Below are 25,876 nucleotides of genomic sequence, written 5' to 3' on the forward strand. Positions count from 1 at the left end.
TATTATCTATTCTCGTTTGGTGCAGATAATCTGGTTGTTGAATTCGAGATTGATACGCGAATATTTGTTCCAGCCTACCCGGTTGAGTCCTTTCTTGTAGAACTCCTTCAAACGTGCCAGTTTATCTTCAAAGTTTTCCAGTTTTCCGAGATAGACGAGATGGTCTCCCACACGCGGCACCAATTCGATGTTCTGGTCGGGCAACACATGAATCTGTTCTATCTGGGCGTCCCAGAATTTATTATTATGCAAAAATACACCAAACTTATATAAATCCTTCATTGCAAACGACTTTTCTACGTTTCCGGTGACAATTACCCGGTGAGCGACGCATTTTGCATCCGGTGGCATGACGGTTCCTTTGTTGTCAAGGTAGTAATTCTGACCGTTGAAGCTCATCACCCGAAGAATAGGGATACGTTGTGTCACTTCCACGCATACTTTGCCGCTGGGTGTTTTGTAACACTCGGCTTCGTCAATTAACGGATGTTTGCTTAGTTCCCGTTCCAGTGACTTGGTAGAGATGCGCTCCATCTTCTTCCCGATGGGGTAGATCCCTTTGTGCTGAAGGATACCTTTCAGCTCTTCTTTGGTGATGAAGCCGGCGTATGCGGTATCCTTGATAACCAATTCCATGTCACGGCAGGTCTGGTCGGCAGGCTTGCGGTTGAATGCGGTGATAGCTACGGCGAGGTAGGCTATAAGCACCAGCATGACGATGGATAGAAGGATTCTCTTTACCATAGTTTTTTTATTAATGAAGAATTAAGAATGAAGAATGAAGAATTGCTGCGCATCAATACGCTGGATAGAGATTCTTCATTCTTCATTATTCATTCTTAATTTTTTTGTTTCTAATAGTTCCTTTATTTCAGGGACATAGTTGTCAATGTCTCCAGCCCCTAAAGTGATTAATACTTCAATGTTTTTATCTTTCAGAATGTTCAGTATATCTTCCTTTTTGCACATACTTTTTTCAATGCCCGGACGGAGATTGTCATAAATCAGTTTGCTGGTGACGCCCGGAATCGGTGCTTCACGTGCCGGATAGATGTCTACCAGAATCACTTCGTCGAGTAGCGACAGGCTATCGGCAAAATCTTGATAGAAGTCGCGGGTGCGGGTATAGAGATGTGGCTGGAAGATGGCTGTGATCTTCTTGTCTTTGTAAAGTTCGCGCATAGACAACACGCTCTGTTTGATTTCAGAGGGGTGGTGGGCGTAGTCACTCAAAAAGACGATACGGTCGTTCTTGATCTTGAAGTCGAACCGGCGGTCTACTCCGCGGAAACTTGCCATGCCTCTTTTTATTTCTTCATCGGTCACCCCGTTAAGGTGTGCCAATGCCATGGCGGCTACGCCGTTTTCTATGTTGATGCTAACTGGAATTCCCAGTTGAATATCGTTGATACGGGTGTCCGGGGCAACAAAGTCGATGAATATTTCTCCGTTTCCGATGCGGATGTTTTCTGCATGGAAGTCGCCTTCGTCACGTGAGTAAGTATAGACACGAACACCCGGCTGCACTTTCGGTTGCAGGGAGATGCCTTTGCGGATAATCAGTGCGCCACCCGGTTGGATAAGCGTGGTATAATGCTCGAAACTTTCCAGGTAGGCTTGTTCTGTGCCGTAGATGTCCAAATGATCGGGGTCGGTAGATGTAATTACGGTCATATAGGGCGACAGCCAGTGGAAAGAACGGTCGAACTCATCTGCTTCAATCACCGTGTAAGGGCTTGTTTGAGAGAGTAGCAGGTTGGTGCCGTAGTTCTTCGAGATTCCTCCGAGAAAAGCGGTACATTCCACGTGCGATTGATGGAGCAAATGGGCTGTCATCGTCGATGTGGTTGTTTTTCCGTGAGTACCTGCCACGCACAGACCTTTGCTCGAATGGGTAATTGTTCCCAATACTTGGGCGCGTTTCTGTATTTCGAATCCGTTGTTGCGGAAATAAACGATTTCTTCATGTTCCTGCGGAACGGCGGGCGTGTATATGACTAACGTGCTTTCCTTGTCTTTGCAGGCTTCGGGAATCAGGTCGACGTTTTCTTCATAATGTATTTGTGCACCTTCAGCGATCAGGGTTTCAGTCAATGGAGTAGGGGTACGGTCGTATCCGGCCACTATCTTTCCTTTGAAGAGAAAGTAGCGTACAAGTGCACTCATACCGATGCCACCGGCACCTACGAAATAGACTGATTTTATCGTTTCTATATTCATTTCTTCTGTTTTTTATTTTAGTACGGATTACGTCGTTTGATCCCGGAGCTATACCGCTACTTCAACCTGTGTGCAATCCGATAATCTATTTATCTGTTTTTTGCTTCTGTTTATCAGCTCTTTGCTTCCGCCAGTTTGATAACCTCCTGTGCGATGATGCTCGCAGAATCGGGCAAAGCCAGCTTGGCGATATTCTCTGTCAGTTCTTTCAGTTTCTGTTCGTCATTGACGGTGGATAATGCTACATCCATCAAGGTTGTTTCCGCTTCACTGTCTTTGACGTAGATAGCTGCCTGCTTATTCACCAATGCTAAGGCATTCTTAGTCTGATGGTCTTCCGCTACGTTGGGAGAAGGCACTAAGATAACAGGTTTATGTAACAGGCAGAACTCTGAAATGGAACCTGCCCCTGCACGGGAAATCACAAGATCGGCTGCTGCGTATGCGGCTGCCATGTCTTTGATGAAATCCGTTACATATAAGTTCGGAAGTGCGCCTGCAGCTTTCACGGCTTCTTTCACTTGCGGGTAATAGTATTTGCCCGTTTGCCAGATGAATTGCACGTCCGTGTTTTCTTTGATGGTTGCCAGTCCGGCTGTCAGCGTATTGTTGATGGTACGTGCACCCAGACTGCCGCCTACAATCAGAATCGTTTTTTTGCCGGGCTGTAAGTTGAAGGAGCGCAATGCTTCTTCTTTAGACGGCATATCCTTTGTCAGGTTTTGGCGGACAGGATTCCCCGTCATAATAATCTTGTCGGCAGGGAAGAACTTTTCCATTCCGTCATAAGCTACACAAATCACTTTTGCTTTCTGTGCCAGGAGCTTATTGGTCACTCCGGCATAAGAGTTTTGTTCCTGGATTAATGTCGGTACTCCCATCATTCCGGCAGTCTTCAATGTAGGTCCGCTTGCATATCCGCCTACGCCTACCGCCACTTGTGGGCGGAAGTCTTTGATAACTTTGCGTGCTTTCCACTGGCTGCGCATCAGTTTAATCAATACAGATACATTTTTCCATAAACGTTTGCGGTCGAATCCGGCAATCGGAAGCCCGATAATACGGTAGCCTGCATCGGGAACCCGTTGCATTTCCATACGTCCTTCAGCACCTACAAAGAGAATTTCTGCGTCGGGGCGTAGCTCTATTATAGCGTTTGCGATAGAGACGGCAGGAAAGATATGCCCTCCTGTTCCTCCACCACTGATAATAATTCTAAGTTCTTTTTCCATCCTAATTCTTTTTCTATCCGTTGTTCAACGTTTTTCGTTCACCACTCACCGTTCACCACTCACCGTTTATCAATATCATGCTCATCTTCAAACTTGGCATCGCTGTTCAGAATCTGTGCTGTCGGTTCGGCGGCAGTCTGTGCCTCGGAACTTGCAGCTGCATCTGCCTCTAATTGCAGTTGGATCTGTGCATCGTGCGCTTTTTGTTCTTCCAGATGGGCGGTATATCGGCTTACACTTAATATCATACCGATATAAGCGCAGTTGATTAACGTACTTGTACCTCCTTTGCTGACTAAAGGCAGGGGCTGGCCGGTGACGGGGAATAATCCGACGGCAACCATCATATTCAATATTGCTTGCGATACCAGTAGCAACGCAATGCCCATAACGAGAAAGGCGGGGAAGGTTCGCTCGCATTTCTGGGCGATTCGTCCGGCTCGCATCAGCAGCCATAGATAGAGGAACACCACAAATATTCCTCCGATTAATCCCATTTCTTCAATCACAATCGCAAAGATAAAATCGGAGAATGCCTGACTAAGGAAGTCACGTTGTATCGAGTTTCCCGGACCTTTGCCGACTACGTGGCTGGTAGCAATGGCGATGCGTGCATGCGCCACCTGTGCATCTTTGTCAATATCAAATTTGGCAGCCGGCACTTCCTCCTTCTCAAAGAAGCCGGAAACACGATTCTGCCACGTTTCGAAACGGTGAAGTCCCGGAGTGTTATGCAGCGTTTTGGCGGGAATAGCCATCAGTATACCTACGGCAACACCGCCCACAAGTGCCAATATTCCCAACATTCCAAATAGCTTTTTTGCTGACACCCGGCCGATAAACATCATCATGCATACTACTCCGAAAAGCAGCATTGCTGTCGAAAGGTTTTCCGGTGCGATAAGCAGGAATACCAGTCCGGTGAGGATCATGATATATTTGAAGGCGTTCGGGTTGGCTCCGTATTCGTCCTGCCTTTTGGACAGGATGAATGAGACGGCAATGATAACCGCCATCTTTGCCAATTCCGAAGGCTGGAACTGTAATCCCATAAAGGTCATCCAGCGGGCTGCCCCGTTGACACGGTCCCCTGTGATGATACCCATCAGCGTGACAAATGCCAATAGAACCAGGGAAATCGGATACAGAAAGACCGGAAATACCTGGAACCATTTGTAGGGAACATTATGCAGAAACACTACTACCACAGCACCTACCATCAGGATGATGGAGTGTTGTGTAATCGGTCCCCAATGGTCGCCACTTTTGTAAGTCAGTGTCGACGCTGCCGAGAACACCTCGATAATAGAGATGAGGCAGAGACAGAGGAAGATAATCCAGATTACCTTGTCACCTTTGAATATGTTCTTTAATAAATCCAATCTTGTAGCAATTAAAAATTAATAATTAGAAATTAAAGGGCGCGGACACATTCCTTAAACTGGTCGCCACGGTCTTCATAGCTCTTGAAGAGGTCGAAAGAGGCGCAACAAGGACTCAATAATACCGTTTCACCTTTCTTTGCCAGTTTGTAGGCTGCTTCTACGGCGTCCTTCATTCCGGTTTGTACGTCTGCTACGGGCAGGCCGAAACGGTCGAAGAATTCGTGAAGTTTTTCGTTATGAAGTCCCAGGTATACCAGTGCCGAACACTTTTCGCGTACCAGGTCTTCAATTTCAGTATAGTCGTTGCCTTTGTCTTTACCACCGAGAATCAATACCGTTTTGGTAGTCATGCTTTGCAGGGCATACCAGCAGGAGTTGACATTCGTTGCTTTAGAGTCGTTGATAAAATCAATTCCGCGGACACGTGCCACCTTTTCCAACCGATGCTCTACTCCCTTGAAGTCGGAGAGGGCTTTACGGATGTTTTCTTTGGCGATGCCGGCAAGGTTTGCCGAGATACCGGCGGCTAAAGAATTATATAAGTTATGTTGCCCTGTCAGAGCCAGTTCTTCCTGTTCCATGTTGAAGGCAATCGGTTCGGTGATTTTCACTTCGTGGTCTTCTACGTATGCGATTGCTCCGTCTTCTTTTACAGCGGCAAAAGGATACAGGTGAGCTTTCAGACCATGTTTCGCCAGTTCTTGTCTGATGATCGGGTCGTCATTCCAGAAGATGAAAGCATCGTCCGGGGTTTGGTTTTGGGTAATGCGGAATTTTGCGTCGATGTAATTCTGCATACAGTGGTCGTAGCGATCAAGATGGTCCGGAGTGATGTTCATCAATACGGCGATGTTCGCACGGAAGTTATACATATTATCCAGCTGGAAAGAGCTAAGTTCGATAATATAATAGTCATGGTAATCTTCGGCTACCTGCAAAGCAAGACTTTTGCCGATGTTGCCTGCCAAACCTACGTTCAGACCTGCGCTTTTGAAAATGTGGTAGATCAGGGAAGTTGTTGTAGTCTTTCCGTTAGAACCTGTAATACAGATCATTTTGGCATCAGTATAGCGTCCGGCAAACTCAATCTCGGAGATCACCGGTGTGCCTTGAACTTTCAGTTTCAGGATGATTGGGGCATCATTCGGGATACCGGGGCTTTTGATAACCTCGTCGGCATTCAGAATGAGCTCTTCGGTATGGTGTCCTTCTTCCCAGGCAATATGATGGCTGTCGAGAAGTTCCTTATATTTGTCCTTGATGGCGGACATGTCCGAAACAAACGTCTCAAATCCTTTTACTTTTGCGAGTACGGCTGCACCTGCGCCGCTTTCGCCAGCTCCTAAAATTACAATTCTTTTCATCTACAATAATGTGCCCTTGTTTTCTAATCGATTGATTTATCTATTAGCTGCGCACATCTTTTAAAAGTTAATAATCGGGTTGATACTCTCTATAAAAACTTGGCTTCCGAATGGAAACCCGGCTCCGGCATCTTGCCGGTTATCTTATTTTTAATGTTATAATTGTTATAGCCGCCAATACAATCGTTACAATCCAGAAACGGACGGTAATCTTTGATTCGTGGAACAGCTGGTCGGGCTTGGTGAATTTCACCGTACATCCCGGCTCGATCAGACTCATTGAAGTACGGAAATGATCGTGAATCGGTGTGCGCTTGAACAAACGCTGCTTTACACCTTTCCGCTTTCCTGCCTTATAATAAGCCCGTTGCAGGATTACCGACAGATTCTCTACCAGGAATACACCGCAAAGAATCGGTATCAGTAACTCTTTGTGGATGATGATGGCGAACACTGCGATGATACCGCCAATGGTGAGGCTGCCTGTGTCTCCCATAAATACTTGTGCCGGATAAGCGTTGTACCATAAGAAACCGATAAGCGCACCGATGAAAGCACAGATATAGATTACCAGTTCTTCCGACCCCGGAATATACATAATATTCAGATAGCCTGCGAACTCGATATGTGACGATACATACGCCAATATCCCCAGCGTTGCGCCGATAATGGCCGAGTTTCCGGCCGCCATTCCGTCCATACCGTCATTCAGGTTGGCACCGTTTGATACGGCAGTAACCACGATGATTGTAACGATGACAAACAAAATCCATCCGGCTGTTTGCGCATGCTCGCCCATGAAAGAAACCAAATCGGCATAATCAAGGTTATTGCTCTTGAAAAAAGGAATCGTTGTCTGGGTCGATTTCAAATCATTGGTTCCGTGTATCACTTCCATCTCCTGTCCCGGATTATGAACTTCGATATTCTCACGGATCACTACGTCCGGGCTTAGATACAGAGTCATTCCGACAATTAAACCTAAACCGACCTGACCGATAATCTTGAACTTGCCATGCAAACCTTCTTTGTCTTTTTTAAAGATCTTGATATAGTCGTCTGCGAAGCCGAGCGATCCCAACCATACGGTGGTTATCAGCATCAATATCATATATATATTATGCAGTTTACCCAGCAACAGACAAGGAATCAGGATGGCTACGATGATGATAACACCTCCCATGCTCGGCACGCCTACTTTGTTGACGCCGAACGGGTCCGTTTTAGCATCACGCTGCGTTTCTGTGATTTGTTTCCTTTTGAGTAGGTTGATGAACTTGTCTCCCCAGATACTTGAAATAAGTAACGCGAGGATCACCGCCATCAAAGCACGGAATGAAGTATATCCGAACATTCCCGCTCCTGGAAAATTGAGCTTATGTAGCCATTCAAATAGATAATATAACATAAATAATTTGCCAATTTATTGATGTGTTGCTATGTCGCTTCTGCCGGATGAATACCGGAGCCGGTCGGCATATTAGCACAATCTATTCATTATTTAAAAATTTCTTTGAGTACTTCTTTATCGTCAAAATGATGTTTTACTCCTTTTATCTCCTGGTAATTCTCGTGTCCTTTTCCGGCAACGAGGATTACATCTCCTTTTTCTGCCAGCATGCAAGCCGTGCGAATCGCTTCTTTGCGGTCGGCAATGCTTAGCGTTTTCTTCATATCCTCCGCATCCAGTCCGGCAAGCATATCGTTGATGATGTCTTGCGGCTCTTCGAAGCGCGGATTGTCTGAAGTGATGATGACGCGGTCGCTGGCTTTAGCAGCTTCCTTTGCCATGATGGGACGTTTGCCCTTATCACGGTTGCCACCGGCACCCACCACTGTAATCACTTTTCCTTTTCCTTCAAGTACTCCATGTATGGCATTCAATACATTAATAAGTGCATCCGGAGTATGCGCATAATCTACAATCGCTGTAACTCCCTGTGGAGAACGGACCGCATCGAAACGTCCGGCTACCGGATGAAGCGTACTAAGAGCCACAAGCACCTCTTCTTCTTTCTTGCCCAACAGAACGGCTGCCCCGAATACTGCCAGCAAATTGGAAGCATTGAACTTGCCGATAAACTGAACTGCCAACTCGTGGTTGTTGAAGTCGAGCAACATTCCTTCAAAATGAGACTCCAATACCCGCCCTTTAAAGTCACAAAGGCTTCTCAATGAATAAGTATAGACCTTAGAACGTGTGTTCTGTGTCATCACCAGTCCGTTCTTATCGTCCAGATTAGTCAGGCTGAATGCGCTTTTCGGCAGATCGTCAAAGAACTTCTTCTTTGCTTTCAGATAATTCTCTACTGTTTTATGATAGTCGAGATGGTCGCGGGTCAGATTGGTAAAGATCCCTCCTGCATACTTTAATCCACTGATACGTTTCTGTGCAATGGAGTGTGAACTGACTTCCATGAAAACATATTTGCATCCTTCATCCGCCATTCGTCCCAATAGACGGTTCAACGTGATGGGGTCGGGTGTGGTATGCTCTGTCGGGATCGGTTCATCGTCGATATAATTACAAACGGTAGAAATCAATCCTACCTTATATCCGAAATAACGGAATGTATTATATAATAAGGTGGCGATTGTTGTTTTTCCGTTCGTTCCGGTAACGCCAACCAGTTCCATCTTGGAAGTGGGGTCGCCGTAGAAAGTAGTAGCAATCTTTCCTACTGCATCTTCACTGTCTTTGACTTGTATATAAGTGATCCCCGCAACAGGTTCTTCCGGCATATCCTCGCAGAGGATAGCAGTCGCTCCTTTCGCTATGGCAGCAGGTATGTAGGCGTGGCCGTCGGCTTGTGTGCCGCGCATTGCCATGAACAGTTGGCCGGCTTCCACTAGACGGGAGTCAATATTGACTCCGGTGATTTCTATGTCTGAATCTCCGGCTACCTCTACCGGTTGGATCGCTTTCAGTAACTCCTTTAATAACATCACTCTATTTAATTTTTAATCTTTATTTTTTACTTTAGCGTCAGCGTCACCGTTTGTCCCTTCTTTACGATGGTTCCATTGGCTATCGACTGGCTTTTCACTTTGCCTACCCCGACCAGATTGACTTTCAATCCTTTGCTTTCCAACAAGTAGACAGCGTCTTTCGCTCCCATACCTATCACGCTCGGCACAAAGTTCTGCATATTGCTCCGGCTTTCAAGAACCACAGCTTGCGGAGCAACGTGCGTATTCCCCCACACTTCTTTTCCTGAATCGGCAACTTTACCTTGTATATTAATCTCCAGCTCCTCCAATACCCGTTGAGCTTCGCGCATCTCTCCGGCTTTTACATTCGGAATGACTACGGAATTGGTGTCAATCGCATTGGTAAGCGGCAACCGCAGGTCTTTGGCATACACTCTTTCTGCAATCTTGCTGAATACACTACCTGCCATCAAACCTCCCGAAGCCGGCAAGCCCGGTTTCTGGATAGAGACAATCATACTATATTTAGGTGCCTCTGACGGAAAATATCCGCAGAAACTAACCAGGTAATTCGTTCTTCCCGTTTTGTATCCGGCTGCCCCCTGTGAAATCTGCGCCGTTCCCGTTTTGCCTGAAACGTGGAACTGCTTACTCCCTGCAGGCTTGGCAAGTCCCTCACCAACCACTTTCCGCAGTATTTCACGAATTTGTGCCAAAGTCTTATCCGAACAAATCTTAGGATTGATAACCTCTGTCGGATATTCTTTCACGACTTCCCCGTCTTTCACGGCAGCTTTGACAAATTTCGGACGTACACTGACTCCATTGTTGGCTATTCCGTTGTAGAACGTCAGAATATTGATTGGTGGAACCTGTGTCTCATATCCGATACTCATCCACGGCAAAGTGGTCTTTGCAAAATAACGTTCTTTCGGACCACGGATATTCGGCTTCCCTTCTCCTGAAATCTGTAGGTGGAGCGGTTGGTCGATACTCATCCGTTTTAACCCGTCTACGAATTTCTGTGGATTGCTACCATAGAAATGATCTATAATATAAGAGGTACCGACGTTGGACGAAACTCCCAGAATTTCTGTAACAGTCAGCTTCCCATATCCTCCACGGTGCCAGTTGTGGTCTTTCATGACACGTCCGTACATCGGCATCTGTCCGTTGCCGGTGTCTACCACATAGTCCGGAGTAATCTTGCCGTCTTCGAGAGCTACCATAATAGAAGCCGTCTTGAAAGTGGACCCCGGCTCAAGCATATCACTGATGGCATTGTTACGCATTTCGTAATACTCGCCGTCCTTACCTTGCATCATGTTGACGATCGCTTTCACTTCTCCGGTAGCTACTTCCATCAATACCACCACGCCTACGCTGGCATTCAGCTCTTTCAGCTTGTCTACCAATGCTTTCTCGCAAATATCCTGCATGCCTACGTCAATGGTACTAATCAAATCGCAACCGTCAACCGGCGGCACATCGACAATGTTCAGGTATTTGTTCATCACTTTTTGGCGGTGCGTCAGTCCGTCCCGTCCTTTCAGGATAGTGTCGAAAGCAAGTTCGATACCATTTCTGGCTCCTTTGGCTGTATCTGCATACACATCTCCCAGCGTACGGGCAGCCAGTGAACCGAAAGGTTTCTTGCGCTGATTGTATGCTAATTCTTTAAATCCGCCTTTATACCGGTTCAAACAGAAGACGGGCAGTCTCTTTACCTCTTTATATTGTATATAGGAAATACGTTTCGGATAAATCAGATAATTACGGCTTTTTGCCTGGCGTCCTTTCTTGAGGTGTGCTTTGAATTGGGCTGCACTCCTGTCCGGGAATATTTTGTGAAGTCCGATACAGATGGAATCCATATTGGCATTGAGGATGGAGTCCCGGCGTGCCTGATCTTTCCGTCTGCGTTTTTCGTCCTTCTCACCGGACATAAAGTCCATATAGATTCTGTACTCGGGTAGCGAACTGGCCATCAGTTTACCGTCAGAAGAAATAATGTTTCCGCGATTAGGTTTCACCGTCACATTCTCTTTTACGAAACGATCAGCCACATCCTGCCAGTATTGTCGTTCGGCAAACATGGTGATGCCTGCTTTTACAACAATAGCTATTCCTATCAACGCCATCAACAGGATGACGAAGAAGTAACGGGTCATTATGTTCTTTTTATTAACTGCCACAGTATTTGTCTTTTAAAAACTCTCAATTCTCAACTCTCCACTCTCCACTTATTTAATAAGGTAAGGAGGATGGGTTGATGTTTGCAAATCGCTTTCCTTATTTGATATATAATCTTCAATGCGTGACTGGCGGCTCTTCTCCATCAGTTCCGAGCTGCGCGTCAGTGCGTCGTATTTAATGTCTATCAATTCCTTTTTCAGCCGGTCTATCTCGATCTGTTGCTGTTGACTGGCATAACGATTGTGAATGTAGAAGATGATGAATACCATGATAAGTACCAGCAACTTCGTTTGACGGCGGAAAAAATCGGTAGCCAGAATGTCTCCACCCAGAATACTCTTCAGCGAGGTGCGGTTTTTCTTCTTGCCCTCTTCTGTTTTCTTATTTACTACTTCTTCTTCCATATCTTTCTATTTCTTTTCTGCAATTCGTAATTTGGCACTTCTCGACCGTGGGTTCCGTTCTATTTCTGCCTCGTCGGGAACGATTACCTTATTATTGACAAGGCGGAAAGGCGTTTGCAGATTTCCGAAGAAGTCGGATTCTGCTTTTCCTTCTACGTTGCCCGTCTTCATGATGTTTTTCACCATGCGGTCTTCCAATGAATGATAAGTGATTACCACCAGTCTGCCGCCCGGCTTTAATGCTTCCGTAGCTGCCAGCAACATCTCTTTCAGCGCTTCCATCTCTTGATTTACTTCGATCCGCAGTGCCTGGAACACTTTTGCCAGCTCTTTCTTTTCGCGTTCACGACCGAAAAGCGGTTTGATGATTTCCAGAAACTCACCGATAGTCCGGATGTACTGCCCGCTTCTGGCTTTAACGATGACAGAAGCCAGTTTGCGGCTATTCTTCAGCTCTCCGTACAGGTAGAGGAGGTTTGCAAGACGTTCTTCCTCGTAAGTATTCACGATGTCTGCTGCCGTAATTCCGGCACGCTTGTTCATACGCATATCCAGCGCTCCGTCGAAACGGAAAGAAAAGCCGCGTTCGCTATCATCGAAATGATGGGATGATACGCCGAGGTCGGCCAGGATTGCATCCACCTGCTCGATGTTGTGATAGCGCAGGAAATTTTGCAGGTAACGGAAGTTGCTGCGCACGAAGATGAAGTGAGGATCGTTGACAATGTTCCGTTCAGCGTCCTCGTCCTGGTCGAATCCCAATAAACGTCCGCCTTCTCCGAGTCGTGAAAGTATCTCGCGCGAATGTCCCGCTCCTCCGAATGTAACGTCTACATACGTTCCGTCCGGTTGGATATTCATCCCGTCAACGCTTTCTTTCAGCAATACAGGTACATGGTATGTCAATTCATCTTTCTCCATCTTGTCTATTATCATCGTTCATAATTTCTTCTAATGCTGCACCGAACTCTTCAGGCGACATGAAAGGCTGTTCTGCCCGCTCTTTCGCCCAGATCTCTATCTTATTGTCGATGCCGATAAAACGTATATCTCCATGAATACTGCAAATCTGCAAATATCGTTTGGGGATTAATATACGTCCGTTGCTGTCAGGTGTCACCACTTCAACGTCGCTCACAAACTGTCTGAAAATGAGTTGGTGTTTGCTGTTCCATTTGTTCAGCCTGCTGCGAAGCTCGTTCAACTCCTCGTTCCACACGCTCTCGGGGTACAGGGTCAAACAGTCCTGAAATACGTCTTTACGCATAATAAGCCTCTCTTCGGAAGCTGCTTGTAGTTGCTTCCTGAAGGTAGCGGGTATGAACACCCTTCCTTTGGCGTCCGCCCTGGCTTCAATATTTCCTAAAAAACGTATCATTACCTTATTATAATAAGCGACCGTAAAAGTATGAAATTCCCCACAATTCCCCACAACTTTCCATAAAAAACTTTCAGAGAAGTTTTCAACAGAATGTTAAATGTCTATTTGCTTGAAAATGATGCGGCTTTGGGAGTAGTCTGCTGGTGGGGGAGTTATGGCAGTAAAACGGGAAAAAATGTCTGTATAGGTGAATTTTAAATAATAGGGTAGTGAAGACTTCTTTTGATGCAATAGGAACTTGTACGACACCCGGGTCTCATCATACCTGACACCCGGGTGTCAGACCCATTGAGACCCGGGTGTTGTAGGTGTTGAGACCCGGGTGTCGTGCAACTAATCTTAGTAATAAAAGAAAAGGCAGAATATACCGGAGTATTTCTGCCTTTTAATCATTATCAAAACTAAAATCTGTATTAAAGAAGTATGTGATCCGAGATCACCAATTTATATAGTTAAGGTCTAGCGGAAGTCTTTCAATTCTTCCTGTAATTTCTGGCGCGTGAAGAAAATACGGCTCTTTACTGTGCCTAGCGGGAGGTTCAGTTTTTCCGCAATCTCACGGTATTTGAATCCTGAAACGTGCATGGCGAACGGAACTCTGTATTCTTTGGGGAGTTTGTTGACTACACGGTGCATCTCTTTCAGGTCGTATGCTCTTTCTGTACTTTCTGAACTTCCGTCCTGTGGTAAATTCAGATGATAAAGATTATCCGTCTGATCGACGAATGTCTGGTCGCGGACTACCTTGCGGTAGTTGTTTATAAATATGTTGCGCATGATGGTATACATCCATCCTTTGAAATTTGTATCAGGGGTATATTTATCTTCATTATCTAATGCTTTTAATGATGTCTCCTGCAACAAATCGTTTGCTTCTTCACGGTCAGTTGTCAGTTTATAAGCGAAGCGTAGTAATTCATCTTGTACTCCTACTAAATCTTTTCTGAAGCTTAAACTTTTCATATGTGTTGCTTTTTAAAGGTGAATATTCGTTTGTTAGTTTCGATGTTGCAAGTTTACGTGAATTTCTGAAACCCGATAGGGGGAAATCCGACGTTTTTATGCCCGAAAACTATCCGCGGATAGTTTTTAGGTTGTTTTTGATAGTTTTTGGGTGGTATTTTTTTATCTTCTGAACTTAAATCCTGCATTTTCTACCAAATTATTGCGATTAATAAAAAAGAACCGTTAATTTTGTGCCATCATTTTTATTTGAAAAGAATGACTGATGACTCTTTATTTTTGATTGATGTCGATAAGATACTTCGGACAAAGGCTCCGAAGCATTATAAGTACATCCCTAAATTCGTGGTTTCTTATCTGAAGAAAATTGTTCATCAGGATGAAATTAATGTATTCCTGAATGAGTCGAAGGATAGATTGGGTGTGGACTTTCTGGAGGCATGTATGGGCTTTTTGGATGCGAAAGTGGACGTAAAAGGCATTGAGAATTTGCCTAAGGATGGATTGTATACTTTTGTGTCCAATCATCCGTTAGGCGGACAGGACGGTGTTGCGCTTGGTTATGTGTTGGGAAAGCACTATGACGGGAAAGTGAAATACCTGGTGAATGATTTGTTGATGAATCTACGCGGATTGGCTCCCCTTTGCATACCTATTAATAAAACCGGCAAACAGGCAAAAGACTTCCCGAAAATGGTGGAAGCCGGATTTCAGTCGGATGACCAGCTGATAATGTTCCCTGCCGGACTGTGTTCGCGTCGTCAGAATGGAGTCATTCGTGACCTGGAATGGAAAAAGACATTTGTAGTAAAGAGCATACAAGTAAAACGTGATGTAATACCCGTGCATTTCGGCGGTAGGAATTCTGATTTCTTCTACAACTTGGCAAATATTTGCAAGGCATTGGGTATCAAGTTTAACATCGCTATGTTGTATCTTGCGGATGAAATGTTTAAGAATCGCCACAAAACTTTTACTGTCACTTTTGGCAAACCCATACCCTGGCAGACTTTTGATAAATCGAAAACCCCTGCGCAGTGGGCTGAATACGTAAAGGATATTGTTTATAAACTGTAACTGATAGAACAACTATAACAAGGAATATGGAAGAGATTATTAAACCGGTAAGCAAAGAGCTGCTGAAGGCAGAATTGACGGAAGACAAACGCTTACGAATGACGAATAAGAGTAATAATCAGATTTATATTATTACTCATCAGAATGCTCCTAATGTAATGAGAGAGATTGGTCGTTTGCGTGAAATAGCTTTCCGTGCTGCTGGTGGAGGTACAGGCCTGTCAATGGATATTGATGAATACGACACGATGGAACACCCCTATAAGCAGTTGATCGTATGGAATCCGGAAGCGGAAGAAATTCTGGGTGGTTACCGGTATCTGCTTGGTACGGACGTGCGTTTTGATGAAAAAGGCGCGCCAATTCTGGCTACTTCCCACATGTTTCATTTTTCTGATGCTTTTATTAAAGAATACCTGCCGCAGACAATTGAGCTGGGGCGTTCGTTTGTTACGCTTGAATATCAGTCTACCCGTGCCGGAAGCAAAGGATTGTTCGCTTTGGATAATCTGTGGGACGGGTTGGGAGCGTTGACCGTGGTTATGCCGAATGTGAAGTATTTCTTTGGTAAGGTGACCATGTATCCAAGCTACCATCGTCGTGGCCGTGATATGATTCTTCATTTCCTCAAGAAACATTTTTATGATAAAGAGAAACTTGTTACTCCGATTGAGCCTCTGCAACTTGAGACTTCCGAAGAAGAGTTGAACGCATTGTTCTGTAAGAGTACTTTTAAAGAGGACTATAAGATATTGAATTGTGAAATCCGTAAATTGGGCTATAATATTCCTCCGTTGGTAAATGCGTATATGAGCTTAAGCCCTACGATGCGTATGTTCGGAACAGCTGTCAATTACGAGTTCGGTGATGTGGAAGAAACCGGTATCCTGATTGCTGTAGACGAAATTCTTGAAGATAAACGAATTCGACACATCCAGACGTTTATTGAAAGCCATCCGGATGCGTTGAGATTGTCTTCTTGTGAAGGGGAAGAGGTTTTTACTCCTAAAGTGGTTACACCGCAGGCAGACTGTTCCCGTTAATTTTACGATAAAGATCAAGAGCAAAGACGTCGGTCATTCCCGATATATAGTCAAGTACCGCCTGTATTCTTTCATAGAGTACGGGCGAATTTATATTGTATTGGCTGGATACCCGGTCGATCAGGAGTTTGGAATAAGCCTTTTCGGGTGAGGTTACGGCGTCTATCATCAATTCGAGTAAGGTGCTGATGATGCGGAATCCCGCTAGCTCGATATCCAGTACGTCCCGTGAACGGTAGATTTTATTGATAGATACTTCGACGCTGTGTTTGTAGGCTGCTGCCGGACGTTCGGCTATGCGCTTGATTAGTGATCCTTCGAACGTGCCGGACAGTATTTCTTGTTCATGATCTAAAAAGACACGGGTACACTCCCGGATCAATAAACCGATGACGGAAGAACGCAGGTAGGCGATTTGCTCGTTGACATCATTGACAATCAGGAATGTTTTCCGGAGATGTTCCTGTCGCTCTTCGCTGAAATAGGTCATTAATAGTTCTTTGGTTTCTTCAGTGGTGAGAATCTTCAGCTTATATGCATCCTCAATATCCATCATCTGATAGCAAATATCGTCTGCCGCTTCCACTAAATAGACTAGTGGGTGGCGTGCATACTTCAAAGGATGCTCGTTGAGCAAGGTCAGTCCTAATTCAGTTGCTATTTTTTGGAAACTTTCTTCTTCGCTGACGAAGAATCCAAACTTCGATTTGGTTCCTGCAAGGCTCGATGAAAAGGGATATTTCACGATAGAAGCTAGAGTGGTATATGTCAGGACGAATCCGCCTTTGCGACGTCCTTCAAACTGATGTGTCAGTATTCGGAACGCATTTGCATTTCCTTCAAAATGTGTCAAATCTTCCCATTCCATCGGAGAAAGTTGCTCGCCGTTCGGCTGCTTTTCTTTCAGGCGAACTCCTTTTCCTTCAGAGAAAAAAGTAGAAATAGCCTTTTCACCTGAATGACCGAAAGGTGGATTTCCCAAATCGTGTGCCAGGCAAGCGGCCGAGACGATAGAACCGATCTCCGGCAGGAAAGAATCTTGAAGTTCCGGATGACGTTCCAGAAGTGCTTTGGCAACATCGTCCCCGAGTGAACGGCCAACGCTGGCTACTTCGAGACTGTGCGTAAGTCGGTTGTGTACAAAAACGCTGCCCGGAAGAGGGAATACTTGCGTCTTGTTCTGTAATCTGCGGAAAGGAGCCGAAAAAATGAGACGGTCATAGTCCCGTTGGAATTCGGATCGGTTTTCCTGTCGTTCTTCATGGAATTCTTCCATCCCGAAACGTTTCGCTGATATTAGTTGTTTCCAATTCATCATTTTATTTACGATTTGACTATTTACTATTTACAATTTAGGGAACGGTACATTATTTAACTGCAAACTTAACTATTTTTCAGTTCAAAATGTGTATTTTCGCCCGTTAAATAGTAAACATGCATTTATGAATATTCAAGTTATCAATAAATCGAAGCATCCGCTTCCGGCTTATGCCACCGAATTGTCCGCAGGAATGGATATCCGTGCTAATCTTTCTGAACCTATCACATTGGAACCGTTGCAACGTTGTCTGGTGCCGACTGGATTGTATATCGCTTTGCCGAAGGGATTTGAGGCGCAAGTTCGTCCACGTAGCGGGCTGGCGATAAAGAAAGGTATCACAGTACTTAATTCTCCGGGTACGATTGATGCGGATTATCGTGGAGAAGTTTGTGTCATTTTAGTCAATCTCTCGTCCGAGGCTTTTGTTATTGAAGATGGCGAACGTATCGCGCAGATGGTGATAGCAAAGCACGAACAGCCTGTATGGCAGGAAGTGGAGGTGCTGGATGAAACGGAACGCGGAGCCGGTGGCTTCGGACATACCGGAGTATGATGAATGCTTAATCGAAAAATAGAATGAAGATAAAAATAGGATGGCTGTTCGTGACGGTGTTAGTGCTCACTTCGTGTGGGGGAACCCGTTCTATGCGTACAGCAAAAACAGCAGTGAAGGCAGATGCATCCTTTTCGGTAAAAGAATCATTGCTTCCTGCTGAACAACAGCGTAAATATGACTACTTCTTTTTGGAAGCCATGCGGATGAAAGAAAAGAATGAGTATGATGCGGCATTTGGATTGTTACAGCATTGTCTGGATATCAATCCGAACGCTTCTTCGGCGCTTTATGAAATATCGCAGTATTATATGTTCCTCCGCCAGGTGCCGCAAGGTCAGGCGGCTTTGGAGCAGGCGGTGGCTTTTGCTCCTGATAATTTCTGGTACAGCCAGGGGCTGGTCAGCCTGTATCAGCAACAGAACGAGTTGGATAAGGCTGTAACGTTGCTTGAGAAAATGGTAACCCGTTTCCCGTCAAAGCAGGAGCCTTTGTTCAGTCTTCTTGATATTTACAGTCGTCAGGAGAAATATAACGATGTCATTTCTACGTTGAACCGTTTAGAGAAACGCTTGGGTAAGAATGAGCAGCTTTCTATGGAGAAATTCCGTATTTATCTTCAGATGAAAGATGATAAGAAGGCATTTCAGGAAATCGAAAGTCTGGTACAGGAATATCCGATGGATATGCGTTATCAGGTGATATTGGGAGATGTGTATCTTCAGAATGGAAAAAAGCAGGAAGCATACGATGCATATCAGAAGGTCCTGGCGGTAGAGCCTGACAATCCGATGGCTCTTTTTTCAATGGCTTCTTATTATGAACAGACCGGACAGAAAGAGTTGTATCAACAGCAGTTGGATACTTTATTGCTGAATAAGAAGGTGACTTCGGATACCAAAATCAGTGTTATGAGACAGGTGATTGTGGAAAACGAACAGTCGTCTGCCAAAGATAGCACTCAAGTGATTGCCTTGTTCGACCGGATGATGAAGCAGGATATAGATGATCCGCAGATTCCGATGCTTTATTCTCAATACCTGTTGTCGAAGAATATGGAACAAGAGGCTGTGCCGGTATTGGAGCAGGTGGTTGATCTGGACCCTACCAATAAGGCTGCCCGTTTGATGCTGGTTAATGCGGCGGTGAAAAAGGAAGACTACAAGCAAATTATCAAAGTCTGTGAACCCGGTATTGAAGCTACTCCGGATGCGTTGGCGCTTTATTATTATCTGGCTATTGCTTATCATCAGGCAGAACAGACGGATAGTGTATTGAGTGTTTGCAGCAGGGCATTGGAACACGTAACTGCTGATACCCAAAAAGAAGTCATTTCGGATTTCTATTCAATTATGGGGGATGTTTATCATACCAAGAAACAGATGGCGGAGGCATACGCTGCTTACGATTCGTCTTTGGTGTACAATCCTTCCAATATTGGCGCATTGAACAATTATGCTTATTATCTGTCTGTGGAACGTCGTGACTTGGACAAGGCGGAGGAGATGAGTTATAAAACGGTGAAAGCCGAACCTAATAATTCGACCTATCTCGATACTTATGCATGGATTCTTTTTGAAAAGGGAAACTATGCCGAAGCCCGTATCTATATTGACAATGCAATGAAGAACGACGGCGAGAAGAGCGATGTGATTGTGGAGCATTGCGGAGATATTTATTTTATGACCGGCGATGTGGAAGGTGCGTTGAAATATTGGAAGAAGGCACTGGAAATGGGTAGCGAGTCGAAAACGTTGAAACAGAAAATAGAGAAGAAGAAATATATTGCGGAATGAAAAGAATCATTTATCTACTGTTGTTGGTGGTATTGGTGTTGGCCGGCTGTAAGAGTTCGAAGCACTTGGCAACTTCGGAAACTAAGACTTCAACAAAGGCTCCGACATCCAGTTACCTGGCTTCCAAGCTTCAGTTGACTATTCCCGGCAAGAAGGGAAGTATGTCTGTAGGGGGAACCATGAAGATGAAAACTCATGAGCGGGTACAAATCTCCTTATTGATGCCTATTCTGCGTACGGAAGTGGCACGTATAGAAGTTACTCCCGACGAAGTTTTATTGGTAGACAGGATGAATAAACGCTTTGTTCGTGCCACTAAAGCTGAATTGAAAAATGTATTGTCGAAGAATGTGGAGTTTTCCCGTTTGGAAAAGATATTGATGGATGCCTCTCTTCCTGGTGGAAAGACAGAGCTGACAGGAAAAGATATAGGAATTCCTTCATTAGAAAAGGCTAAAGTCCAACTTTATGAGTTTTCCACACAAGAGTTTTCAATGACTCCGACGGAACTGACGTCCAAATACAACCAGATTCCCTTGGAAGAATTAGTAAAAATGCTGGTAGCTTTATTATGATGAAACGTTTCTTTGTTATTCTAATCAGTTGCCTGTGGTTGGCAGTTCCTCTTTTCGCTCAATCGAACAAGTTGATTCGTGAGCTGGAAAGTAAACGCGGTGCGCTGCAAAAGCAGATTGCCGAATCGGAATCTATATTGAAGGATACAAAGAAAGATGTGGGAAGTCAGTTGAATAGTCTGGCTGTGTTGACCGGACAGATTGAAGAGCGGAAACGCTATATCATGGCTATCAACAATGATGTGGAGGCTATCCAGCGTGAGTTGGCTTCGTTGGAGCGCCAGTTGAGAGGCTTGGAGAAGGATTTGAAAGATAAAAAGAAGAAATATGAAGCTTCTGTCCAGTACTTGTATAAGAATAAGTCGATAGAGGAGAAGCTCATGTTTATTTTTTCGGCAAAGAATCTGGGGCAGACTTATCGGCGTATGCGATATGTTCGTGAATATGCCACTTATCAACGTCTGCAAGGGGAAGAAATCCTAAAGAAACAGGAGCAGATACGCAAGAAGAAAGCGGAACGTCAGCAAGTGAAAGCCGTCAAAGAAAACCTGCTGCAAGAACGTGAGAGCGAAAAGGTGAAGTTGGAAGAGCAGGAAAAAGAGAAACGCACGTTGGTGACTAATCTGCAAAAGAAGCAGAAAGGATTGCAGAATGAGATAAATAAAAAACGCAGGGAAGCCAATCAGTTGAATGCCCGCATCGATAAATTAATTGCAGAAGAAATAGAGCGTGCCCGTAAGCGTGCGCAGGAAGAAGCTCGTCGTGAAGCGGCTGCCCGTAAGAAAGAAGAAAGCAAGGAGGGAAAATCCGCCGCAACGGAAACAGCCGCCAAATCGAAACCTCTTGAGGCTTATACCATGAGTAAGGCGGATCGGGAATTGTCGGGTAACTTTGCTGCGAATCGCGGGAAATTGCCAATGCCTATATCCGGCGCTTATATTATCACCAGCCGTTACGGACAATATGCCGTAGAGGGTTTGCGCAACGTGAAACTGGATAACAAGGGTATTGATATTCAGGGAAAACCGGGTGCACAGGCACGTGCCATTTTTGATGGAAAGGTGGCGGCTGTGTTCCAATTGAACGGATTATTTAATATCCTCATTCGTCATGGCAATTATATTTCTGTTTATTGCAATCTTTCTTCTGCCTCTGTCAAAGCCGGTGATACGGTGAAGACGAAGCAATCCATCGGTCAGGTCTTTTCTGACGGTACGGATAATGGACGGACGGTATTGCACTTCCAGTTGCGTAGGGAGAAAGAAAAGTTGAATCCTGAACCTTGGCTGAACCGATAATTGAATAAAAAACACGTAGAATGAAGTTAACTAAAATACTAATATGCTTGCTGATCTTCTGGACCGGAACACTATCCGCGTCTCCTTATTTTTCGTTCAAGAAATATCAGGTAGAAGATGGATTGTCTCATAATACCGTGTGGTGCGCCCTTCAAGATAGTTATGGCTTTATCTGGTTGGGTACCAGTGACGGACTGAACCGTTATGACGGGCGGGGCAATAAAGTGTATCGGAATGTTCTCAACGAAAAGTTCTCATTAGAAAACAATTTTGTAGAAGCCTTGATAGAGGTGGACAAGAATCTCTGGGTTGGAACAAACTCCGGACTTTATATTTATGACCGAGATACCGATCGTTTCTCTTACTTTGATAAAACGACGCAGTATAATGTGTATATCAGCAGTGAGATTAAAAAGATTATCAAGACGGAAAACGGTCTTATCTGGATTGCGACTTTGGGACAGGGATTTTTTATTTATGATCCGAAAACAGAGGTGCTGACTCAAAATAGTGTTCAGACGTCTTTTGTATGGGACCTCTGTCAGAGCGCTGATCGGAAGAGGGTCTATATATCTTCCTTACAGGAAGGACTTTTGTGCTTTGACGAAAACGGCAAGTTTCTTCGGACGTATGAAATCTCATTAGATATAAATGCTTCCGATAGTTATAAAGTGAACTGTATTCAGAATATCGATGGAGATATTTGGATTGGTGCGGGAAGTAATCTATTGAGCCGTTTGGATGAACGAACTGAAGCTATAGACAATTATAGTGGTTCGGCGTTTAATTTCGGAGCTGTTCATTGTTTGTTGAAGTATACGGATAAAGAGCTGTTGGTAGGAACGGATAACGGGCTTTATCTATTCGATCAAAATACAAACACATTTCAGCGGGCGGATAATCCGGCCGATCCGAGAAGTTTGAGCGACCAGACTATCAATGGAATGATGTGGGATGCCGAAGGGGCTCTTTGGGTGTTGACCAATTTGGGTGGGATCAACTATATGTCCAAGCAGACTAAACGTTTTGATTATTATTCGCCTGCCTATCTGTCCGGAGTGCCGGGAGCGGGGGAGGTCGTTGCTCCTTTCTGTGAGAATAAAGATGGGAATATCTGGATTGGAACTCAAAGCGGTTTGTATTTCTTCAATGTTGCCACCCGGGAACTTTCTCCTTATGCAATAGGAGGAGCTGAAAATCAAAAGTATGACATCCGTTCTTTAATGCTGGATGGCGACTATTTATGGATCGGTACTTATGCCGGAGGAATACGGGTTATCAATTTACGCACAGGGGCAGTGAAAGCCTATACTCATTCTCGTGGAATTCCCAATACGATTTGTAGCAACGATGTGTTGTGTATTTATAAAGGACGAAAAGGACAAATTTATGTAGGAACGAGTTGGGGATTGTGTTGTTATGACCCGGTTCGAGATAACTTTATGACCATCACAAGCATCGGTTCAATGGTTTCTGTTGTCGATATCTATGAGGATATGTACAATCATCTCTGGATTGCGACTTCCAATAGTGGTGTGTTTTCTTACAATACAATGAATGCTCATTGGAAACATTATCAGCATGAACGGGAAGACTCGACTACGATCACCAGTAATTCGGTCATTACTTTATTTGAAGATGCGAAAGGAACCATGTGGTTTGGAACGAATGGGGGAGGACTGTGTTCTTTTGATGCTAAAGAGAAAAGATTCATTGAGTTTGATCCGCATAATACTTTATTACCTAACAAGGTTATTTATGCGATTGAGCAAGATCAGGGAGGTGATTTCTGGGTATCCAGTAATGCCGGAATCTTTAAGATTAATCCTGTTACCAAAGATCATTTCCGCCAGTTCACGATTAATGACGGCTTGCAAGGGAATCAGTTTATAGCTCGATCTTCATTGAAATCATCCGAAGGAAAATTGTATTTTGGTGGGATCAACGGCTTTAATGTATTTCAGCCGGAACAGTTTGTAGATAACAAATATATTCCTCCGGTTTATGTGACCGATATCCGGTTGCCTTATCAAACCGACGAGCAGGAGGTGAAGAAACTGCTTCAGTTGGATAAACCGCTTTATATGGCTGATAAGGTGACTTTATCTTATGAAAACAATAGTTTCTCCATCCGTTTTGTCGCTCTTAGTTTTGAAGATCCGGGGAAGAACCGGTATTCTTACATACTTCGGGGAGTGGACAAGGAGTGGATTCTGAATACTGATAATAATATGGCTTCTTACACCAATTTACCTCCCGGTGAGTATCTGTTCGAAGTCAGAGGCTCTAATAATGATCGCCAGTGGAATGAGAATACTATCACTTTAAAGGTGGTGATTACTCCTCCCTGGTGGCGTAGTACCTTTGCTTACTTCGTTTATGTCCTCATGCTGTTGGGATGGATCGGTTGGATGGCTTGGCGATGGAATCTCCGTGTTAAACGCAAATATAAGCGGCGGATGGAAAAATATCAGATTACCAAGGAACAGGAAGTTTACAAGTCGAAGATTAGCTTTTTCATCAATCTGGTGCATGAAATACGTACTCCGCTTAGTTTGATACGGCTTCCTTTGGAAAAATTATTGGAGAAAGAACGTGAAGGAAAAGATCTCAAGTATTTGTCTGTGATAGATAAGAATGTAAATTATCTGCTGGGGATTACTAATGAATTGCTTGATTTTCAGAAAATGGAGAGTGGTACGCTGCATCTGAATTTGAAAAAGAGTGATATTAAAGAACTTGTCAGTGACGTTTATAATCAGTTTACAAGTCCTGCTGAATTAAAAGGTATTGATTTGCAACTGATCGTGCCCGAACAAGAGCTGGTGTCTACGGTGGATAAGGACAAATTAAGTAAGATTCTTGTCAATCTGATGGGAAATGCCATCAAATATGCGCATGCGCGTATTGACTTGAAGCTGCTTGTCACTGATGGGGGATATGAGATACAAGTGAACGATGATGGTCCCGGAATACCAAATGAACAGAAACAAAAGATATTTGAGGCTTTCTATCAACTGCCTGACGATAAGGTGGCCACAGCAGTAGGCACTGGCATCGGATTGGCTTTTGCGAAGTCTTTGGCAGAAGCTCATCAGGGAGATTTGCGTCTGGAAGATAATATTGGAGGTGGTTCTTCGTTTATACTGTCTCTTCCGGTCAAAGAGTGGGAGACGGAAAAAACGAGCGATATTGTAGAAATATCCCCGGAGCATGCGGATGCTTCTGAAACGATTTCTTCGGAGTATTCAGGGAAGAAGTTTACAGTTCTGTTGGTTGAGGATAATGTTGATTTGCTGAATCTGACTCGTGAGTCATTGGCAGAGTGGTTCCGTGTGTTGAGGGCTTCCAACGGTCGTGAAGCACTTGAAGTGCTTGCGAAGGAAAATGTGGATGTGATAGTGAGTGACGTAATGATGCCGGAGATGGATGGGCTGGAACTTTGCAGCAAGGTGAAGTCTGAAATCTCTTATTCACATATTCCGGTTATTTTGTTGACGGCGAAAACCACTTTGGAGTCTAAAGTCGAAGGACTTGAATGTGGAGCGGATGTATATGTTGAGAAACCATTCTCTGTTAAACAGCTCCGTATGCAGATCGAGAATCTGTTGAAGTTGAGGCAGTCTTTCCATAAATTGATGGTGAGCTTGGCAGGAGATACGGTTGCTGTTTCGACAACGGATTTTGCGATGTCTCAAAAGGATTGTGAGTTTATAGCGAAGATACAGGGAGTAATAGCCGAACAGTTGGCGGATGAGAACTTCTCGATAGATACTTTGGCGGAACAGATGAATATGAGCCGTTCTAATTTTTATCGGAAGATAAAGGCTTTGTCCGGAATGTCGCCTAATGATTATTTGAAGACACTTCGTATGAATAGAGCTGCTGAACTGATAATGGGCGGTACCCGTATTTCAGAAGTGGCAGTGCAGGTAGGATTTACTTCTTCTTCTTATTTTGCGAAATGTTTTAAAGCGCAATATGGTGTACTGCCTAAGGAATATACAGGTCAGCCTCCGATTTCAGGTGAGGCTTGATAAAGAAGGGATAAAAGCATATAAAAAAACTCCTGTCGTGCAATATCATTGGATATTTTCCGACAGGAGTCAAATATAAAATAATTAATCGAGTACTCTT

20 protein-coding genes are annotated in these 25,876 nt (G+C 44.4%); 7 read left to right on the forward strand and 13 right to left on the reverse strand.

What is annotated here, in order from left to right; translation table 11 throughout:
• Positions 1 to 6 precede the first annotated feature (6 nt).
• The 12 genes from HMPREF9009_RS05360 to HMPREF9009_RS05415 form a co-directional block, all read right to left on the reverse strand.
• Positions 7 to 744, reverse strand: a complete 738-nt coding sequence (locus HMPREF9009_RS05360; protein WP_049701645.1) for a cell division protein FtsQ/DivIB — start codon at positions 742 to 744, stop codon at positions 7 to 9.
• Between the two features lie 75 nt (positions 745 to 819).
• On the reverse strand, positions 820 to 2,220 hold the full coding sequence (gene murC, locus HMPREF9009_RS05365) for a UDP-N-acetylmuramate--L-alanine ligase (protein ID WP_004315394.1): 1,401 nt from the start codon (positions 2,218 to 2,220) through the stop codon (positions 820 to 822).
• 113 nt (positions 2,221 to 2,333) lie between these two features.
• On the reverse strand, positions 2,334 to 3,452 hold the full coding sequence (murG, locus tag HMPREF9009_RS05370; RefSeq protein WP_049701646.1) for an undecaprenyldiphospho-muramoylpentapeptide beta-N-acetylglucosaminyltransferase: 1,119 nt from the start codon (positions 3,450 to 3,452) through the stop codon (positions 2,334 to 2,336).
• A 59-nt stretch (positions 3,453 to 3,511) separates the two neighbouring features.
• The gene (locus tag HMPREF9009_RS05375; protein WP_008024120.1) at positions 3,512 to 4,834 is read right to left on the reverse strand and encodes an FtsW/RodA/SpoVE family cell cycle protein; all 1,323 of its coding nucleotides are present in this window, start codon (positions 4,832 to 4,834) and stop codon (positions 3,512 to 3,514) included.
• A 32-nt stretch (positions 4,835 to 4,866) separates the two neighbouring features.
• Positions 4,867 to 6,201 carry a UDP-N-acetylmuramoyl-L-alanine--D-glutamate ligase gene (gene murD / locus HMPREF9009_RS05380; protein WP_049701647.1) on the reverse strand — a complete coding sequence of 445 codons (1,335 nt, stop codon included), beginning with the start codon at positions 6,199 to 6,201 and terminating at the stop codon, positions 4,867 to 4,869.
• 139 nt (positions 6,202 to 6,340) lie between these two features.
• A complete protein-coding gene (locus HMPREF9009_RS05385) occupies positions 6,341 to 7,609 on the reverse strand; it encodes a phospho-N-acetylmuramoyl-pentapeptide-transferase (protein ID WP_049701648.1) in 1,269 nt (422 codons plus the stop codon).
• Between the two features lie 89 nt (positions 7,610 to 7,698).
• Positions 7,699 to 9,147, reverse strand: coding sequence for a UDP-N-acetylmuramoyl-L-alanyl-D-glutamate--2,6-diaminopimelate ligase (locus tag HMPREF9009_RS05390; RefSeq protein WP_009039160.1), 1,449 nt, complete (start codon positions 9,145 to 9,147; stop codon positions 7,699 to 7,701).
• A gap of 29 nt (positions 9,148 to 9,176) precedes the next feature.
• Positions 9,177 to 11,303, reverse strand: a complete 2,127-nt coding sequence (locus HMPREF9009_RS05395) for a penicillin-binding protein (RefSeq protein WP_004315385.1) — start codon at positions 11,301 to 11,303, stop codon at positions 9,177 to 9,179.
• A gap of 72 nt (positions 11,304 to 11,375) precedes the next feature.
• Positions 11,376 to 11,732 (reverse strand): FtsL-like putative cell division protein, encoded by a 357-nt coding sequence (locus HMPREF9009_RS05400; RefSeq protein ID WP_004315383.1) that lies wholly within the window; start codon positions 11,730 to 11,732, stop codon positions 11,376 to 11,378.
• Positions 11,733 to 11,738: 6 nt separating this feature from the next.
• A complete protein-coding gene (gene rsmH, locus HMPREF9009_RS05405; RefSeq protein ID WP_049702259.1) occupies positions 11,739 to 12,653 on the reverse strand; it encodes a 16S rRNA (cytosine(1402)-N(4))-methyltransferase RsmH in 915 nt (304 codons plus the stop codon).
• Positions 12,640 to 13,110 (reverse strand): division/cell wall cluster transcriptional repressor MraZ, encoded by a 471-nt coding sequence (gene mraZ / locus HMPREF9009_RS05410; protein ID WP_004315379.1) that lies wholly within the window; start codon positions 13,108 to 13,110, stop codon positions 12,640 to 12,642. The genes rsmH and mraZ overlap by 14 nt, the downstream gene beginning before the upstream one ends.
• 462 nt (positions 13,111 to 13,572) lie before the next feature.
• Positions 13,573 to 14,076, reverse strand: a complete 504-nt coding sequence (locus tag HMPREF9009_RS05415; protein ID WP_004315377.1) for an RNA polymerase sigma factor — start codon at positions 14,074 to 14,076, stop codon at positions 13,573 to 13,575.
• 258 nt (positions 14,077 to 14,334) lie between these two features.
• On the opposite strand from HMPREF9009_RS05415, the gene HMPREF9009_RS05420 reads away from it, so the two are divergent.
• Positions 14,335 to 15,153, forward strand: coding sequence for a 1-acyl-sn-glycerol-3-phosphate acyltransferase (locus HMPREF9009_RS05420; protein ID WP_049701649.1), 819 nt, complete (start codon positions 14,335 to 14,337; stop codon positions 15,151 to 15,153).
• 26 nt (positions 15,154 to 15,179) lie between these two features.
• Entirely contained in the window at positions 15,180 to 16,196 is a 1,017-nt protein-coding gene (locus HMPREF9009_RS05425) for a GNAT family N-acetyltransferase (RefSeq protein ID WP_004315373.1), read from the forward strand.
• Here HMPREF9009_RS05425 and HMPREF9009_RS05430 read toward each other — a convergent pair.
• Positions 16,168 to 17,514, reverse strand: coding sequence for a deoxyguanosinetriphosphate triphosphohydrolase (locus HMPREF9009_RS05430; protein WP_008642786.1), 1,347 nt, complete (start codon positions 17,512 to 17,514; stop codon positions 16,168 to 16,170). The two genes, HMPREF9009_RS05425 and HMPREF9009_RS05430, sit on opposite strands and share 29 nt — an antisense overlap.
• A 124-nt stretch (positions 17,515 to 17,638) precedes the next feature.
• On the opposite strand from HMPREF9009_RS05430, the gene dut reads away from it, so the two are divergent.
• Genes dut through HMPREF9009_RS05455 form a run of 5 tightly spaced genes read left to right on the forward strand, consistent with a single transcriptional unit; the run spans position 17,639 to position 25,776 of the window.
• Positions 17,639 to 18,070, forward strand: coding sequence for a dUTP diphosphatase (gene dut / locus HMPREF9009_RS05435; protein WP_004309527.1), 432 nt, complete (start codon positions 17,639 to 17,641; stop codon positions 18,068 to 18,070).
• Between the two features lie 23 nt (positions 18,071 to 18,093).
• The gene (locus HMPREF9009_RS05440) at positions 18,094 to 19,866 is read left to right on the forward strand and encodes a tetratricopeptide repeat protein (RefSeq protein ID WP_049701650.1); all 1,773 of its coding nucleotides are present in this window, start codon (positions 18,094 to 18,096) and stop codon (positions 19,864 to 19,866) included.
• Complete coding sequence (locus HMPREF9009_RS05445) at positions 19,863 to 20,441, forward strand: lipoprotein insertase outer membrane protein LolB1 (protein WP_049701651.1); 579 nt, start codon at positions 19,863 to 19,865, stop codon at positions 20,439 to 20,441. The genes HMPREF9009_RS05440 and HMPREF9009_RS05445 overlap by 4 nt, the downstream gene beginning before the upstream one ends.
• Entirely contained in the window at positions 20,438 to 21,739 is a 1,302-nt protein-coding gene (locus HMPREF9009_RS05450) for a murein hydrolase activator EnvC family protein (protein ID WP_049701652.1), read from the forward strand. The genes HMPREF9009_RS05445 and HMPREF9009_RS05450 overlap by 4 nt, the downstream gene beginning before the upstream one ends.
• Positions 21,740 to 21,759: 20 nt before the next feature.
• Positions 21,760 to 25,776, forward strand: coding sequence for a hybrid sensor histidine kinase/response regulator transcription factor (locus HMPREF9009_RS05455; protein ID WP_049701653.1), 4,017 nt, complete (start codon positions 21,760 to 21,762; stop codon positions 25,774 to 25,776).
• Positions 25,777 to 25,876: the final 100 nt, after the last annotated feature.

This window comes from Bacteroides sp. 3_1_13, assembly GCF_001185845.1.
Classification (GTDB): domain Bacteria; phylum Bacteroidota; class Bacteroidia; order Bacteroidales; family Bacteroidaceae; genus Bacteroides; species Bacteroides xylanisolvens.